Annotated in this window: 21 protein-coding genes; 19 read left to right on the forward strand and 2 right to left on the reverse strand. The window is 30.7% G+C overall.

The window, feature by feature from the left end; all coding sequences use genetic code 11:
- Nucleotides 1–3 precede the first annotated feature (3 nt).
- The 3 genes from WR164_RS03355 (at nt 4) to WR164_RS03365 (ending at nt 3,763) form a co-directional block, all read left to right on the forward strand.
- On the forward strand, nt 4–2,373 hold the full coding sequence (locus WR164_RS03355; protein ID WP_286136148.1) for an endonuclease MutS2: 2,370 nt from the start codon (nt 4–6) through the stop codon (nt 2,371–2,373).
- Between the two features lie 80 nt (nt 2,374–2,453).
- Nucleotides 2,454–2,768, forward strand: coding sequence for a thioredoxin (trxA, locus tag WR164_RS03360; protein WP_286136149.1), 315 nt, complete (start codon nt 2,454–2,456; stop codon nt 2,766–2,768).
- Nucleotides 2,769–2,893: 125 nt separating this feature from the next.
- Entirely contained in the window at nt 2,894–3,763 is an 870-nt protein-coding gene (locus WR164_RS03365; RefSeq protein ID WP_286136150.1) for a GRP family sugar transporter, read from the forward strand.
- On the opposite strand, the gene WR164_RS03370 is transcribed toward WR164_RS03365, so the two are convergent.
- On the reverse strand, nt 3,756–4,211 hold the full coding sequence (locus tag WR164_RS03370; RefSeq protein ID WP_286136151.1) for a YslB family protein: 456 nt from the start codon (nt 4,209–4,211) through the stop codon (nt 3,756–3,758). The genes WR164_RS03365 and WR164_RS03370 overlap by 8 nt on opposite strands.
- 152 nt (nt 4,212–4,363) lie before the next feature.
- On the opposite strand from WR164_RS03370, the gene murI reads away from it, so the two are divergent.
- A complete protein-coding gene (gene murI, locus WR164_RS03375) occupies nt 4,364–5,182 on the forward strand; it encodes a glutamate racemase (protein WP_286136152.1) in 819 nt (272 codons plus the stop codon).
- Nucleotides 5,170–5,769 carry an XTP/dITP diphosphatase gene (locus WR164_RS03380; RefSeq protein WP_373876918.1) on the forward strand — a complete coding sequence of 200 codons (600 nt, stop codon included), beginning with the start codon at nt 5,170–5,172 and terminating at the stop codon, nt 5,767–5,769. The genes murI and WR164_RS03380 overlap by 13 nt, the downstream gene beginning before the upstream one ends.
- A gap of 41 nt (nt 5,770–5,810) precedes the next feature.
- Here WR164_RS03380 and WR164_RS03385 read toward each other — a convergent pair whose 3' ends face one another.
- Nucleotides 5,811–6,695, reverse strand: coding sequence for a mechanosensitive ion channel family protein (locus WR164_RS03385; RefSeq protein ID WP_286136154.1), 885 nt, complete (start codon nt 6,693–6,695; stop codon nt 5,811–5,813).
- 131 nt (nt 6,696–6,826) lie between these two features.
- On the opposite strand from WR164_RS03385, the gene WR164_RS03390 reads away from it, so the two are divergent.
- From WR164_RS03390 to WR164_RS03455, 14 genes are all read left to right on the forward strand, one after another.
- Nucleotides 6,827–7,228: a DUF948 domain-containing protein gene (locus tag WR164_RS03390; RefSeq protein ID WP_286136155.1), complete on the forward strand. Its 402-nt coding sequence runs from the start codon at nt 6,827–6,829 to the stop codon at nt 7,226–7,228.
- A gap of 17 nt (nt 7,229–7,245) precedes the next feature.
- Nucleotides 7,246–7,737, forward strand: coding sequence for a hypothetical protein (locus WR164_RS03395; RefSeq protein WP_286136156.1), 492 nt, complete (start codon nt 7,246–7,248; stop codon nt 7,735–7,737).
- Nucleotides 7,738–7,897: 160 nt separating this feature from the next.
- The gene (gene ccpA / locus WR164_RS03400) at nt 7,898–8,908 is read left to right on the forward strand and encodes a catabolite control protein A (RefSeq protein WP_286136157.1); all 1,011 of its coding nucleotides are present in this window, start codon (nt 7,898–7,900) and stop codon (nt 8,906–8,908) included.
- 10 nt (nt 8,909–8,918) lie between these two features.
- Nucleotides 8,919–9,710 (forward strand): hypothetical protein, encoded by a 792-nt coding sequence (locus WR164_RS03405; RefSeq protein ID WP_286136158.1) that lies wholly within the window; start codon nt 8,919–8,921, stop codon nt 9,708–9,710.
- Between the two features lie 129 nt (nt 9,711–9,839).
- Nucleotides 9,840–10,577 (forward strand): YebC/PmpR family DNA-binding transcriptional regulator, encoded by a 738-nt coding sequence (locus WR164_RS03410; RefSeq protein ID WP_286136159.1) that lies wholly within the window; start codon nt 9,840–9,842, stop codon nt 10,575–10,577.
- Nucleotides 10,578–10,691: 114 nt separating this feature from the next.
- Nucleotides 10,692–11,666: a competence type IV pilus ATPase ComGA gene (comGA, locus tag WR164_RS03415; RefSeq protein WP_286136160.1), complete on the forward strand. Its 975-nt coding sequence runs from the start codon at nt 10,692–10,694 to the stop codon at nt 11,664–11,666.
- The gene (gene comGB / locus WR164_RS03420; protein ID WP_286136161.1) at nt 11,605–12,642 is read left to right on the forward strand and encodes a competence type IV pilus assembly protein ComGB; all 1,038 of its coding nucleotides are present in this window, start codon (nt 11,605–11,607) and stop codon (nt 12,640–12,642) included. Before comGA ends, comGB begins: the two co-directional genes overlap by 62 nt.
- Nucleotides 12,643–12,951 (forward strand): competence type IV pilus major pilin ComGC, encoded by a 309-nt coding sequence (comGC, locus tag WR164_RS03425; RefSeq protein WP_286136162.1) that lies wholly within the window; start codon nt 12,643–12,645, stop codon nt 12,949–12,951.
- The gene (locus tag WR164_RS03430; RefSeq protein ID WP_286136163.1) at nt 12,935–13,375 is read left to right on the forward strand and encodes a PulJ/GspJ family protein; all 441 of its coding nucleotides are present in this window, start codon (nt 12,935–12,937) and stop codon (nt 13,373–13,375) included. Before comGC ends, WR164_RS03430 begins: the two co-directional genes overlap by 17 nt.
- Before the next feature lie 22 nt (nt 13,376–13,397).
- The gene (locus WR164_RS03435) at nt 13,398–13,556 is read left to right on the forward strand and encodes a hypothetical protein (protein WP_286136164.1); all 159 of its coding nucleotides are present in this window, start codon (nt 13,398–13,400) and stop codon (nt 13,554–13,556) included.
- Nucleotides 13,525–13,980 carry a competence type IV pilus minor pilin ComGF gene (locus WR164_RS03440; protein WP_286136165.1) on the forward strand — a complete coding sequence of 152 codons (456 nt, stop codon included), beginning with the start codon at nt 13,525–13,527 and terminating at the stop codon, nt 13,978–13,980. Before WR164_RS03435 ends, WR164_RS03440 begins: the two co-directional genes overlap by 32 nt.
- Nucleotides 13,970–14,164 (forward strand): hypothetical protein, encoded by a 195-nt coding sequence (locus tag WR164_RS03445; protein WP_286136166.1) that lies wholly within the window; start codon nt 13,970–13,972, stop codon nt 14,162–14,164. The genes WR164_RS03440 and WR164_RS03445 overlap by 11 nt, the downstream gene beginning before the upstream one ends.
- 116 nt (nt 14,165–14,280) lie before the next feature.
- Nucleotides 14,281–15,261, forward strand: coding sequence for a class I SAM-dependent methyltransferase (locus WR164_RS03450; protein WP_309297714.1), 981 nt, complete (start codon nt 14,281–14,283; stop codon nt 15,259–15,261).
- A gap of 27 nt (nt 15,262–15,288) precedes the next feature.
- Nucleotides 15,289–16,485, forward strand: coding sequence for an acetate/propionate family kinase (locus WR164_RS03455; RefSeq protein ID WP_286136168.1), 1,197 nt, complete (start codon nt 15,289–15,291; stop codon nt 16,483–16,485).
- Nucleotides 16,486–16,547: the final 62 nt, after the last annotated feature.

Raw genomic sequence — 16,547 nt, forward strand, 5'->3', positions numbered from 1 at the left:
AATTTGAACCAAAACGTTTTAAAAACTCTTGAATATCCAAAAATAAAACAACAGGTTAATTCATTTTTAGTTACCGAATCTGGAAAAAAAGAATTAAATGATTTAAAACCAATTGATGATCCTAAAATTATTCAACAATGGTTAGATGAAACTGATGATGGATACCATTTGTTACGATTGAATTCAGAGATTCCGGTTCCGGTAATTAATGATATTATTCCATATATGAAGCGAATTAAAATTCAAGCTTCATTAAATGGAAACGAACTATCTCAAATTAGCAAAATTTTGAATTCAGTTAATCAAATTGCTAGTTTCTTTGATAAATTAAGAAACGAAAAAGTTACTTTTAATCGTCTATATGAATTAGTGCAATCATTTAAAGGAATTCCATCAGTTGCTAATCAATTAAGAACATCAATTTCTGATGATGGCTACTTACTCGATTCTGCATCATCTGAATTACATCATATTAGAAAAATAGTTGCCAGGATGCAGAATATGATTCGAACGAGGATGAATCATTTTACTAATGGTAAAAACGTTAAATATCTTAGTGAACCAATTATTACAATTAGGGATGATCGTTATGTCATTCCAATTAAAGCTGAATATAAGCAAAAATTTGGTGGAATTATTCATGATCAAAGTTCATCTGGTCAAACTCTATATGTTGAACCATCTTCAGTTATTAAATTTAATAATGAATTACGTAGAGACCAGTTAGCTGAAAAGCAGGAAGAACGAAAGGTTCTAGCTGAATTATCTGATTTAATCAGGCCTTATCAAAATGAAATTATTAATAACTACCGTGTTTTAGGACATTTAGATTTAATTAATGCTAAGGCAAAGTATGCGCGATTAATGAAATCCACTAAACCAGTTATTTCTAAGCAAAATCATGTTAACCTCAGAAAGGCTAGGCATCCACTGATTGATGCCAAAAAAGTGGTTGCAAATGATGTTATTTTAGGTGATAAGTATAAAACTATCATTATTACTGGACCCAACACTGGTGGGAAAACCATTACAATTAAAATGTTAGGATTACTCCAATTAATGGGGCAATCAGGTTTATTCATTACTGCAAATGAAAATAGTCAAATTGGTGTTTTTGATCAAGTCTTTGCCGATATTGGTGATGACCAATCAATTGAACAAAATTTAAGTACTTTTTCATCTCACATGGATAATATTGTTAAAATTTTGCATCATATTACTAATCAAAGTTTAGTTTTACTTGATGAAGTTGGCGCTGGAACTGATCCAAAAGAAGGAGCTTATTTGGCAATTTCGATTTTGGATTATATTTCACAAGTTGATAGTGAAGTAGTCGCAACTACCCATTACCCTGAATTGAAAGTTTATGGATATAATCGTCCCAAGACTGAAAATGCTTCAATGGAATTTAATACCAAAACACTACAACCAACTTATCATTTATTGTTAGGGGTTCCTGGACAAAGTAATGGTTTAAACATTGCCGAAAGATTAGGCTTAGATCAAATGATTATTAAAGAAGCCCAGGGATTGACTAGTGATAGTAGCCAGGATATTAATAATATGATTAAACAGTTAGCTGAACAGACGAGGCTAGTTAGACGAAGAGCTGATAAACTGCGACAAAATTTAAACGATGCGACTAATTTGTATCACCAATTGAAAAATAAATACGGTCAGTATGAAAATCAACGTGATCGTCTAAATGTTGAGGCAAAAGAAAAAGCTAATGACATTGTCAAAGATACTAAACGTAAAGTTGATCAAATTATTCATCGCTTGCACGTTAAAGAAAAACAATTAGCAAGTAGCCCCGTTAAAGAAAATGAATTGATTGATGCTAAAGGTGATGTGAATTCACTTAAACAAGATGTTAGTTTGAAGCATAATCATGTTTTAAATCGTGCTAAAGCCCAGAAAAAGCGTCAAAATGAACTTAAAGTGGGTGATGATGTAATGGTCACTACCTATGGACAACGCGGCGTTTTAATAAGTCATTTGAGTCGTAATACTTGGGAAGTTCAAATTGGCATTTTAAAGATGAGGGTGTCTAGTTCTAATTTGAAGAAAATTAATCCACCAAAAGAAAAATCAACATACACTGGTGTAAGAAGAACATCATCATCTGGATTATCCACTAAATTGGATTTGAGGGGCGAACGTTACGAAGAAGCAATGCATCGTGTTGATCGTTTCATTGATGAAGCATTATTGGCTGGCTATCCAATGGTTACGATTATTCATGGAAAGGGAACCGGCGCTTTAAGAACTGGTGTTAATCAGTATTTAAAACAAAATTCGCGTGTTAAAAGCTTTGGGTATGCCCCCGCTAATGCTGGTGGCGATGGTTCGACAATCGTAAAATTTAAATAATTAAATCAAAATAGTTGAATCTGTTTATATTTTTGGTTATCCTTACTTTAAGTAAGAAATAGAAATGAGGAGGTATTATTATGGTTTCAGAAACTACTGATAAAACTTTTGAAAATGACACTTCTAAGGGTGTTACATTAACTGATTTTTGGGCATCATGGTGTGGTCCTTGCCGAATGCAATCACCAATTGTTGAACAATTATCTGATGAAATGAGTGATAAGGTTACATTTAACAAAATGGATGTTGATGCTAACCCGCAAACACCACAAAAATTTGGAATCATGAGTATTCCAACTTTGTTAGTTAAAAAAGATGGCAAAGTTGCTGATAGCATCGTTGGTTACCATACAAAAGATCAATTAAAGAAAATTTTAAACCAATACGTTGGTTAATTTATGATTAAAGAATTAAAAAGGACTTATAATCTGTAAAGATTATAAGTCCTTTTTTAGTTGAGATTTAATTTAAAATTAAAATTTACTTGTTAAAATAACAATAATGGGAGTTTTGATATTCTATGAGTTTATTAATTAGCTTAATCCCAGCTTTTTTATGGGGAATCCAGCCTTTATTGTTATTTAAAATTAAAGGAAATACTATTTTTCAACTTTTAGGCACCGTTTATGGAACGTTGATTGTTTCGATCATAATTTATTTCTTCAATCAACCACAATTTCATTTAAATGCCTTTTTTATGTGTATGCTATCAGGTGCCAGTTGGACATTCGGACAATTTACACAGTACGTTGGATTTAAAGAAATTGGGATCGCAAGTGGAACGCCAATTGCAACTGCACTCCAATTAATTGGGAATCCACTGACTGGAATCTTATTATTTAATGAGTGGCCAACGTTGTTTAATAAATTATTTGGCTTTTTATCATTAAGTTTAATTATAATTGGTGGCATAATAATTGCAAGAGTTAATCCACAGCAAACCCAAAAGAAACAATTAAAATTTAAACATGGATTTTGGATATTGTTTATTGGCACCTTTGGGTACATTGGATATTCAACATTCCCAAAATTAGCTAATGTTGGTGGCACCGATGCAATTTTACCGCAAGCATTTGGAATGGTAATCACTGCCATTATCATTGCAAAGGTAAGTCGTACTTATCATGCAAAGAAAGTTTTATTTGATTGCCAGATCCTAGATAATTTAATTTTAGGATTTGTATTTGGAATTGCAGCATTTTATTATTTAGTTTCAGTCCACGTAAATGGTGTTGCCAACGGATTCATTATTACTCAAATGGATGTTGTCATATCTACTTTAGGTGGCATTGTTATCTTTAAAGAGATTAAAAAAATAAAAGCCATTATTTTTACCATTTTAGGATTAATTCTAATTATTATTGGTGGGATCGTTACTAGCCTTATTTAGAAACTTTATTTTTAGGATCAATTTGGACTAAAATTGGTACGACGTTTTTCTTTATTTTTTTAGGATTCATTGCACCTTCTGCCACTACCCCTAATTGTTGTTCAATTGATTGTGCTAAAAAACCAGTTTCAAACATGAAATCTGGATCTTTTTGAATTTTAATTCGTTCTTCAACAATGCTTCCAGATAATGTCCATTCAAATCGATCCTTGCCTTGATGTTTTAATTTTAGAGTACCTAAATTAGTTTGATTAAAAAAAGATATTAAACTATCAACATTATTTGTTGGGTGTTTTCTGGCTAATCTTTTTCCGGACCAATAAAGAATGTCGTGGATATCGTCACCTAATAATTCTGTTAGTAGATCATCCCTTAAAAATTCTTGTGGCCAGAATTTTGCAATTTCTTTGCTTTTGGTAAAATGTTTATAAACGTTTTCTTTATCCATAACTTGACACCTTTTCTTTCTTTGCTTATGATTATGTATTAAACTTACATATTATAGAATAACATTAATCAGGATAATTTATAATCTTTTTTACTAGTAAAAAATAAAATGAATGGTGACTTTTGATTGTTCACTGAAAGAAGGATATAAACTTGAATTCACATCCAATTGGATTTATGGACTCTGGACTTGGCGGCCTTACAGTCGTTAAAGAAGCTATGAAAAAATTGCCACATGAAAATATGGTTTTTTTAGGAGATGAAGCTAGGCTTCCGTATGGTGAGAAAACAGCTAAACAAGTTCAGACTTTTGCTAAACAAATTGCTAAATTTCAAATTAAAAAAGGAATTAAAATTTTAGTCATTGCATGTAATACAGCTACGGCACAAGCTTTACCGATGCTTAAACGGGAATTGAATATTCCTGTTATTGGTGTCATTGAACCTGGCAGTGAAATGGCGATTCGAACAACTAAAAACAATCAAGTGGGTGTTATCGCTACTAATGGAACGGTTAAAAACGGTGCATATTTAAGGGCAATTAAAAAGGATGATCCTAATATTAATCTATATAGTTTAGGATGTCCGGAATTTGTTCAAATGGTGGAACATGGTCATTATTCTTCTAATGATGACCAGAAAAAGGTTTCAAAAGATTTAAAACCAATCCATAAAACTCATATTGACACTTTGATTATGGGATGTACCCATTTTCCAATCATGCAAAATTTAATTCAAAAAGCAGTTGGCAAACATATTAAATTAGTTGACCCAGGGATTGCAATTACGGATGTAATTGTTGACGTTTTATCTGATTACAATTTAGCTGTGGATCCCAACAATCAACCGCATCGTGTTTTTTATACAACTGGTGATGTTAATAATTTTGATCGAATTGCAAGCGATTGGTTGAAAATGCCAATTCATGCTCAACATGTCAATGTAAAGGAATTGGAGGCATTAACCAAATGAATGAGATCGTAATTGCGAGCCGCAATCAAAATAAAATTAAAGAATATCGAAAAATGTTTGCTGAAAAGGGTTTTAATGTGAAATCAACTGATGATTTTTTAGGTATTCCAACTGTTAAAGAAACTGGCAAAACATTTGAAGAAAATGCAACTTTAAAAGCTGAAGCAATGGTAAGGCATACTAAATTACCAGTGATTGCGGATGATTCAGGATTAGAAGTAAAATCATTGAATAATGAACCTGGTATTTATTCTGCACGTTATGCAGGCGATCATGACGATCAAGCAAATAATCGAAAATTGTTAAGTCAATTAAGCAATTTTAAAAACCGTGATGCAAAATTTGTAACTTGGATTGTAATGATGAAACCTAATTTTGATAAATTAGTTGTTCATGGTGAATTAAATGGTGAAATATTAAAATCTAAACGGGGCCGTAATGGATTCGGATATGATCCACTGTTTTATGTTTCATCAAAAAAGAAATCATTAGCTGAAATGACAATGTCAGAAAAAAATTCGATTAGTCATCGTGGACGTGCTTTAAGAAAATTATTGGAAAAGTTTGATGAATTTTGGGATAAATAAAAAAGCATTTTCAATCATAAAATCATGATTGAAAATGCTTTTTAGTTGTTGAATTTATAATAAATGGATGGTAAATTAACATCATTTTTTCGCATGGCTTCTAAGTAAAAAGCTAAGAATTCATGCTGAATCATCCATTGTGCTCCATTTTTAGTAGGAATATTGATTTGAATGGCCGCGTATGCATCTGGTAAGTTGACACTCCGCCAAATATCCGGTTCACCAATAATTTCCGGATAATTATGCATTTTTTCTTCATCAACTTCTTTAATGGTTGCAATTGCCTTATCAATTTGGGTCTTAGGGTCAATTCTAATTTTAATAATCGCTTTCATTTGGTTTCTGGACATGTTAGCAATCGTTGTAATGTAATGATTAGGAACAAAATTAAGGGTTCCATCTGGGCTGGTAACTTTAGTCGTTCTAAGTCCAACGCCAGTGACAGTTCCGGTTACATTATCAATTGTTACGAATTCGCCAACATCAATTTGACGTTCAAATAGGATAAAGAATCCGCTGACAATATCTGAGACAAAGGTTTGAGCACCAAGGCCAATTGCAATACTGAATATTCCAGCACCAGCAATTAATGTCCCAATTGGAATGCCAATGATTGATAATAAAGAATAAATCCAGAAAAAGCCTAATCCATATTGAAAAATATTGTGGGTTAATGATGATAAGGTGTTAGAACGTTTTTCAGTTTCTGGATGTTTTTTTAAATAATTACCATAGGATCTACTAATAAAGAAGTTGCCGATTCTTCCGATGATATAGAATAAAAAGCTAACTAAAATTAATGTAATAATTTTTGAAGCAAGATTAGCTAAAATTTGATCCCAATGAAAATTGTTAAGAAATTTAGTAATAAACGAACTGCTCTTAGTAATTTGATTAATGGGGTGCGAAGCAGTTAGAAAATTCATTTTAAATCCTCCTTTTGTTGAAAATTATATTAAACATTTTAACATAGTTTAGGCCCTGTTGATTGTCAATTTTTAAGGATAATGCTATTCTAAAACTGAATAGTTTATACCAAACAAAGGAGGGTTATCAAATGACTGGTGGTGAAATTGCCGCATTAATCGCTGCGATTGCTTTTTTACTATTAGTATTCTTTATCGGAATATTCCTAACACGCCTTATGAATACATTAAATGAAGTAAATCGTAGCATTAAATCATTAACTGATGATGTTGATGTTGTTTCTAAACAATCAAGTGATATTTTAGCAACATCAAATGATTTATTAAAAGATGTTAATGAAAAAATCAACACCATTGACCCTGTTTTTAATGCCGCTGCGGATTTAGGTCAGAGTGTTACTGATTTAAATAATTCTGTTAGACATATGACTACTAGAGTAAAGGATAATACCAATAGGGGTGCTAAGTTTGCTTTAATTAGTAAAATGGGAACAATGTTTTATAAAATGCATAATAAGAAAAAACGCAAATAATTTAATGGGGTGATCTTATGAATAAGAAATCTAAGTTTTTAATTGGCGGAATGCTTTTTGGTGGTGCTGCTTTTGCTGCCTTTAAACAATTGGATCCAAAGAAACGCAAACAATTAATTAATAAAACATCTTCATTCGCTAATAAATTGAAGAAACGTGCTATCAATTATACATTGTACGTTGATGATACAGTTAATCATGCTAAAAGCAATTTGGATGATAAAACAAGACAGGCTCGTAGTAAAGCTAAGGATGCTGCCGATAAAGCAGCTAAACAAGTTAAACAAACAACTAATCAAGTTCAAGATAAAGTTAATAATGTTTATTTCAAGTCATCTAAGAATAAGCAAAAAGATGATGAGAATACTACTCAATTCCATACTGCCACTGATCACCTTCGAACAGCCTTAAACGATCCTAATCAGGATGACATTGTTATTAATGGTGATATGTCTGTTAAACAACCAACCGTTATTTTTTATCCTGATGGAAGTTCAAAAAAGAAATAACATTAATTTAATTAAACTAAAAAAAACAGGTGCAATTGAGCACCTGCTTTTATTTTGGATAATTAATTGCTAAACCCCCCTGTTTTTGTTATATTGGTAGTTGTGTAAGCGCTACAAATTTAAGTTATTAATTAAGTTATATTACAAGGGAATGTATATTATGGAAAAGCAGACAGTAACAATTTATGATGTTGCTCATAAAGCGAATGTATCAATGGCAACTGTTTCTAGAGTTGTAAATGGTAATTCAAATGTAAAGCCTAATACACGAAATAAAGTATTAGATGTTATTAATCAATTAAAATATCATCCCAATGCAGTTGCTCGCGGACTAGCCAGTAAGAAGACAACCACCGTTGGTGTAATTATCCCTGATGTTACTGATATGTATTTTGCATCTCTTGCAAGGGGAATTGATGATATAGCTGCAATGTATAAATATAATATTATTTTAGCTAATTCTGATGGAAAAGAAGGAAAAGAAATTCATGTTTTAAATACATTGTTAGCTAAACAAGTTGATGGAATTATTTTTATGGGAAATAATATTACTGATAAATTAAGAAAACAATTTCAAAGTACATCCGTTCCAATTGTATTAGCCGGTTCAGTGGATATAAAGGAAACGGAACCAAGTATTAATATTGATTATATAAAAGCGGTTAGCGAAGCAGTTAATGATTTAGTTCAAAATGGTAATCAAAAAATTGCATTTATTTCGGGACCTTTAAATCAAGATATTAATTCTAAATATCGTTTAAAGGGATATCGATATGCGTTATCTAAAAATCACATTACATATGATCAACAATTGGTTTATGGAATTAAACATTCTGATGATTTATATAAAGTTGGTGAAAAATTAGCTCAATCATTGATTGATAATCATATAACAGCTGCAATTATTAGTGATGATGAATTAGCTGTGGGCGTGTTAAACGGGATGAAAGCTCACAACGTAAAAATTCCCCAAGATTTTGAAATTATTACTAGTAATGATACAAAATTAACTAGAATGGTTAGACCACAGTTATCTTCAATTACGCAACCATTATATGATATTGGGGCAGTTGCAATGCGATTACTAACTAAAATCATGGATAATAAGAAAATTGATGATAAGAATATTTTATTACATTACCGTTTAGTTAAACGTGATTCAACCAAATAGGGGGATTGGAATGGAATCTAGAAGCAGAACTGCAATTTATAATCATAAAAATGCCAATCATCATTACTTGATTAACTTTTTATCCTTTATTTTATTGGCAATTCTAACTTTATCAATTTCTTTTCAAATTAATGTTTTTAGTAGTCAATCAAATACCAAAAATTTAATGGTTAAAACGATTAGTAATCGAATAGGAAATGTCGAAAACAATCAACTGGCAACCTATGGAATCAGTAATCAAAGTTTTAAACATGATTTAATTACGCCAATTGTTAATTATGAAGTGGATCAAGCTTATCAAAATAAAGAGATGGCGATCCCGAATCAAATGATTCAAAATTCTGTGAATAATTTAACAAAGCATAGTAATTTAGCTGGTGATGGCCTTTCATCGACAATTAATGAAGATTTGGTTCCGACGGTTACTCAAAAAATTACTCAAAATATTCAGTCTGGAAATCTAAGCCAATTAAAACAAATTTCGTATTATCATAATGTGAATGATATCATTATAATTGTGAGCACAATTTTATTTGTATTATTATTGATTATTTCATTATTTAAACATACTTTTTGGCGAACTTTTAGCTTAAGTTTCCTTAGAGCTGGACTAGTTTTACTTATTATTAGTGGAATTGGTCTATTGATGATTCGTGGAGGTATAACACAGATTAATCTAGGCGTATTTGCAGAGTTATTGCAGCCAGTGATAAGTTCAACATTAAGTTATGTTTGCTTAATGTCATTCATAGAATTTTGTATTGGATTAATGTTGACTATTATTAGGCATATTTTTAAATAAACCTTATCTTGATAATAAGAACAAATATTGATATAATAAATTCTGTTTATCTCAAAATTGAATCTAAATGATTGATGATTGAGTTTAAAATGTATATACATTTTAAAGAATTCGGAAGGAGTATGTACAATGTCAGGACATTCAAAATGGCATAATATACAAGGACGTAAGAACGCCCAAGATAAAAAACGTGGTAAAATTTTCCAAAAAATTTCAAGAAACTTATACACAGTTGCTAAAGCAGGCGGTCCAGAACCAGAATCTAATCCACAACTTCGATTAGAAATGGATAAAGCCCGTGCTGCTAACATGCCAAAAGAAAATGTTAAGCGAGCAATTGATAAGGCATCTGGAATTGGCGGTGCTAAATTTGAACAAATTACTTACGAAGGTTATGGACCAGGCGGAACGGCATTAATGGTTCTTGCTTTAACTGATAATAAGAATCGTACTGCCTCCGCTATTCGTGCAGCTTTTAGTCATCATGGTGGTTCATTAGGTACTACTGGATCTGTTTCATATTTGTTTGATCGAAAGGGATACATCGTTATCTTGAGAAAGGGATTGGACAAAGATGAAGATGGAATGTTAGAAGATGTTTTAGAAGCAGGTGGCGATGATCTTAAAACATTTGATGATCGATTTGTTATCTTTACAGATCCAAAGGAATTAGCTAAAGTTCGTAACTCTTTACAGAAGAAGGGTTATAAATTAGATACTTCTGAAATCAAAATGATTCCAAAGACGGTAACTGAAGTACCTAGTGATAAGGTCCAACAGTATACTGGACTATTAGATGAATTGAATGAAAATGATGATGTTCAAGATGTCTATGAAGCCGCTAAATTACCTAAACATGCTGAATAATTATTAAAAATAAAACAAATTAAATGGGATCCAACAATTTATTAATTGTTGGATCTTTTTTTCGCAAAAAATATCTTAATAAACGTATTTTATAGGGAAGAGGAGGGAGAAAGCATGAGTATTAATAAATGGTTGACAGAAATAATTCGGGTTTCAATTTTGAAACAATATTCTGATATATACATTATTCCCCAAAATAAATCATATGATATTAGAATGCATTCTAATTTTAAAACATTCCATTATCGATCAATCACAAATGAGTTTGCTTCTAAAATTATTAATTATTGTAAATATAAGAGTGGAATGGTTATTAGTGAACACCGTCGGCCCCAATTAGGTTCAATGACTTTGATTGTTAATCATCAAAATTTGTATTTACGTTTTTCAACCGTTAGTAATTTTAAAAATCAAGAATCATTGGTGATTAGAATTATGTATGATTTAAAAGCAACTAATCAACATTTTGTTTTCAGAAATCAGTTTAAAGAACTGGAACATTTATCTAAGAAACGTGGCCTAATGCTATTTGCAGGTCCAACAGGTTCAGGTAAAACGACCAGTATTTATCATTTAGCCCAACGTAATTGTCAAGATAAAATGGTAATGACGATTGAAGATCCGGTTGAAATTAGGGCGGAACAATTTTTACAACTACAAGTCAATGATGATGCTAATATGTCATATCAAGAATTGCTTAAGGTCGGTTTAAGGCATCGACCGGATGTATTTATTATTGGTGAAATCCGGGATGAACAGACCGCAAAAGTGGCAATTGAAGCTTCGTTAAGTGGCCATTTAGTTATGAGCACTGTTCACGCTAAAACTCCATTAGGGGTGATTAATAGACTACGTCAATTGGGAATTTCTGAATATCATTTAAAGCAAAGTTTGAATTCAATTATATACCAAAGAATTATTAAAATTCCAAATGGACTTGGTGCTTTGCTAAGCATTAATGAATGTGAGAATTTATTTTTAGGAAATGATAATCAATCCTTTTATCAAGACTGGAGGAATCATTTAAATGAATTGGTTCAAAATCAAATCATTAATATTAAACAAGCTGAAGATTACTGGTACGGATAAATTAAAGATGTCTGATCAAATTTTTCTATTTAGAAATTTATATGATTTATTTCAATCCGGATTTACCTTTTATGATGCTTTGAAATTCTTAAAAGTGGCTAATTTTAATTCTTACGCAGTGACACAAATGCTTGAACGTTTAGAACGGGGTGAACAATTTTCAAATTGTATCCGTCCGTTTATTAGTTCAAATTTATGTGATCAAATTCAAATGGCTGAAAAACATGGAAATATTCTTTCTTGTTTGGAGACAATTGTTGATTATGTTGATTTGAAATGCAGGCAGAAGAGAAAATTAAAAGAAATTATTATGTATCCATTATTTTTATTGATCTTATTAATTTCAATTATTATTGGAATTAAAGTCTTAGTACTTCCCCAATTAAATGGATTAGTTCAAAAAGATTCGTCTAAACCATTAAACTTTTATTTGATGGGTTTCATTTTATTAATTTTAATTATTATGATGCTAAGTTTGATTGATATTTATTTACACCGTCCTAAATTTGAACAAATTGATTTAATTATTAAAATTCCCTTAATTGGCAAAATTTGCCGTGATTATTACGGATATTACATTGCAAACAATTTAAGTCTAATGATTAAAAGTGGGATGAACATTAATGATATTTTAAATATTATGAAGAATTTTGGTAGTGATTCTTTGATGCATCAACTAGGGCAAGAAGTATCAAATACCCTTAATCAAGGAAAGGATTTTAAAGCTGTTTCTAATCGGCATTCGTTTATTCCCAATCAAGTTTATTTATTTTTATCAAAGGGAGATTCATTAGACGTAGTTGCTAAAAATTTAAATGCTTTTTCTAAGTTATGTTTTAAACAGATTGAATTAAGGACTAACCGTTTAATTACATTTATTCAACCAGCCATCTTTGCATTAATCGGAATTGCTATTATCACGACGTATTTAAATATGCTAATGCCAATGTATCAATCACTAAGGGGGATTTATTGAATGACTTTAAAAAACATGAAATCTGGGTTTACATTAATCGAAATGACGATCGTATTATTTATTATTTCACTATTAATTTTAATTATTATTCCTAATCTTAATAACCAGCGTCATAAGGCTCAGACAATTCATGAATCAGCAATGACATCAATGATTCAAACGCAAATTGATTCGTATTTAAGTACTTTTCCGTCATCAGATGTTAAATACAATAGTTTAGAACAATCTGGATATTTAACTGGGAAGCAGGTTGATGAAGCTCAAAAGGAAGGAATTCAAATTGTAAATAATCATGCTCAAAAAAATTGATTTTAAATGTGGCTTTACACTACTAGAAGTAATGATTGTCTTGTTCTTATCGACTTTAATACTGGGATTAAGCTTATTTGCTATTGCTAGTTTTTCTAATCATCAATCTGAAGAACGCTTATTTTGGCATAGTTTTAAAACTAAATTTGATCAATTAGAATTTCAGACTAAACAAAATCATTTTCCATCGATGATTACTTTTCATTCTCAAAATATTGTCTTTACATCTCATCAAAAATCATCGACCCTTCATGTACCATCAGGACTACGTTTTGTTAAAAAGAATTTTAATCATGGTGCTTCGATTCACATTCAAAGTGATGGCTTTATTGATCCACAAACGGTTGTTTGGCATTCATATAATTCTAATCATGATATTTTTCAAAAATTTCAATTAGGGTGGGGCGTTTATAATTTATATTAAAAATAAAAAGAATGGTTTTTGGATGGCTGATTCGATGGTTGGTTTATCCTTGATTACGACGGGGATGATATTTTATTTTCAATTTAATTCGACAATTAATCGATCGCTTTATCGTCAAAATCAAATGGTCATTCAATCACGGAAAACATATGAAAATCAAATTCAAAATCGATTCAAGTAAATCTGGATTTACATTAATTGAAACCATTTTTTCACTCCTTTTAATTTCATTTATCATAATATTAATTCATGGTTTTATTCTTGTTATCAATCAAAAACCAGATTTTAAAGATCGAACTAGTGAAGTATATCAATGGATTAATTTTATAGAGTCATCTCATTTTAATTTTCAGATTGCTAATCGCCATCAACATTTAACTTTATACAGTCTAAGTCAGCATCAATTCTATTTATTAAAAATTAATTCTAAAAATCATGAATTATACATGTCGAAACAAGGAGAAGGTGGTTATATGCCTTTATTGTCAAAAGTTGAATGGATTGATTTGAGTTATCATCAACCAATCTTAACCTTTAATATTAATTTAACAAATGGGCAAAAATACACCTTTCATAGCCTAATGGAGCAAATTAATGATAAGTAATGTTAAGAATGGTTCAGCAACCGTCATTGCTATTTATTTTCTTTTGCTACTGACGATTATTCTAGAATTTCAAATCATTGATTATAAAAATGAAACATGGTTAAATAATCAATTAATTAGAACTTATCAAAAAAGAAACGTTGAAATCAGCCATTCCCACATTAAACATTTAAAAAACCATTAATATAAGCAATTCTTGAATTTATGATCGTAATTCTGGTAATATAAAAGTGATTATAATATTGCATATTAGAGGAGCTGATCATACTGTCAGAAAAAGATACTCAAGAATTGTTTTCTGTGTTTGACCAGTCTAATCAATTATTAAGACAATCATTGAACGTTTCCTATATGGATGCGTTTATTGAAACTGGTAATAATATTTTAGATGGCAATCAGGTTGCTACCAGTGATGGACTTCCTGATCAAAACACAGTTCAAAAATTAGAACAAATTTATGCTAAAGTTGATTATCACAGTATGAATTCTGAAAGTATTAGAAAAGCAATTCAATTAGTGTTGATCAAGGCAATTAAAGAAGATGAAATTCAAGCTAATCATCAAGTTACACCTGATACAATTGCATTTATTATGGGATACTTGGTAATTAGATTATTGAAGAATAAATCAACAATTAATATTTTTGATTTAACGGTTGGAAGTGGAAATTTGTTAACTGCTGTAATGCATCAACTAAAAGATGCTTTACATGCTAAGATAAATGGCATTGGAATTGATAATGATGATTCTGAATTAGCTGTTGCTAGTATCAGTTCCCAAATGCAAAATGTTCCAGTTGAATTGATGCATCAAGATGCGGTTAACAATATTTTGGTTGATGACATGGATTTAGTAATGTCTGATTTACCAATTGGCTATTATCCAATTGATGCTAATACTACAAATTACCAAACCAGTTCTAACAATGGGCATTCATTTGCACATCATTTATTGATAGAGCAAGGGATGAACCATGTTAAAACAGGTGGATTAGGTGTTTTCTTAGTACCTAGTAATATTTTTCAGAGTCAAGAATCCAAAAGTCTGTTAAAATGGATTGAGGGTTCCTGTTACTTACAAGCAATGTTAAATTTGCCTAAGGAACTATTTAGCAATGTTAGTGCTAGAAAGTCAATTTTAATTCTTCAAAAGCATGGTGATAAAGCTAAACAAGCTAAACAAGTCATGCTTGGGGATTTCCCATCATTTAAAAATGTTTCTGAATTTCAGAAATTTATGGCTGGTATAGTCAAATGGGAAGAAGAAGATTTATTAAAATAAAACTTTAGAATAATGGGGAGTAAGCTTATGGAAAAAACAATTGCTGTTAACGCTGGAAGTTCAACATTAAAGTTTAAATTATTTGAAATGCCATCAGAAAAATTAATTAGTAGTGGATCGATTGATCGAATTGGATTGGGTAAATCTAATATTTCAATTAAATTTAATGGCAAAAAATTCAAGGATGTTCAAGACGTTAATGATCATAGTGCTGCAATTAAATTAATGCTTGATAAACTAATTAGCTTAAAGATTGTTAAACATTATGATGAAATCACTGGTGTTGGTCACCGTGTTGTTGCTGGTGGAGAAGAATTTAATGATTCAGTTGTGGTTACTGATGATGTTATGAAAAAACTTGAAAACTTATCAGAATTAGCACCATTACATGAACCAGCAAATATTCTTGGAATTAAAGCATTCAAGAAAATTTTACCTAATGTTATTAATGTTGCTGTTTTTGATACTTCATTCCATCATACTATTCCTGAAAAGAATTATTTATATGGCTTTCCATATAAATATTATCAAAAGTATGGTGCTAGAAAGTATGGTGCTCATGGAACAAGTTACCGATATGTTTCTAAACGTGCTTCAAAAATGTTAGGAAAACCATTAAAAGATTTAAAACTAATTGTAATGCATATTGGCGCTGGTGCTTCAATTTGTGCAATTGATCATGGAAAATCATTAGATACTTCGATGGGTTTTACTCCATTAACTGGAATTATGATGGCAACTCGTTCTGGAGATATTGATCCATCAGTGGTTTCATTTGTGATGGAAAAAGAACATATTAAGAATCCAAATGATATGATTAACATTTTAAATAGTAAATCCGGTTTAGCTGGTGTTTCTGGTGTTTCTGCTGATATGCGTGAATTAGAAAAAGTTATGTCACATAATCACCGTGCAATGTTAGCAAGAGAAATGTTTAAGAATCGAATTATCAGATATGTTGGCCAATATATTGCTGAGATGAACGGCGTTGATGCGATCGTATTTACGGCTGGTGTTGGCGAAAATGATATTGGTATCAGACAGGAAGTTACCGATAAATTGAGCTACTTTGGAATTGATGTTGATCCTAAGAAGAATCATATTCGTGGTCAAGAACGTGATATTAGTTCAGATGATGCTAAAGTTAAGACTTTATTAATTCCAACAAATGAAGAATTGATGATTGTTCGTGATGTTGAAAGATTAAAAAATGCTTCAAAATAAATAGTTAAATAAAATTATGATTAAAAGACATGTAATTAGGCATGTCTTTTTGTATAATATAA

The organism is Philodulcilactobacillus myokonensis, assembly GCF_027923585.1.
GTDB classification, from domain to species: Bacteria; Bacillota; Bacilli; order Lactobacillales; family Lactobacillaceae; genus Philodulcilactobacillus; species Philodulcilactobacillus myokonensis.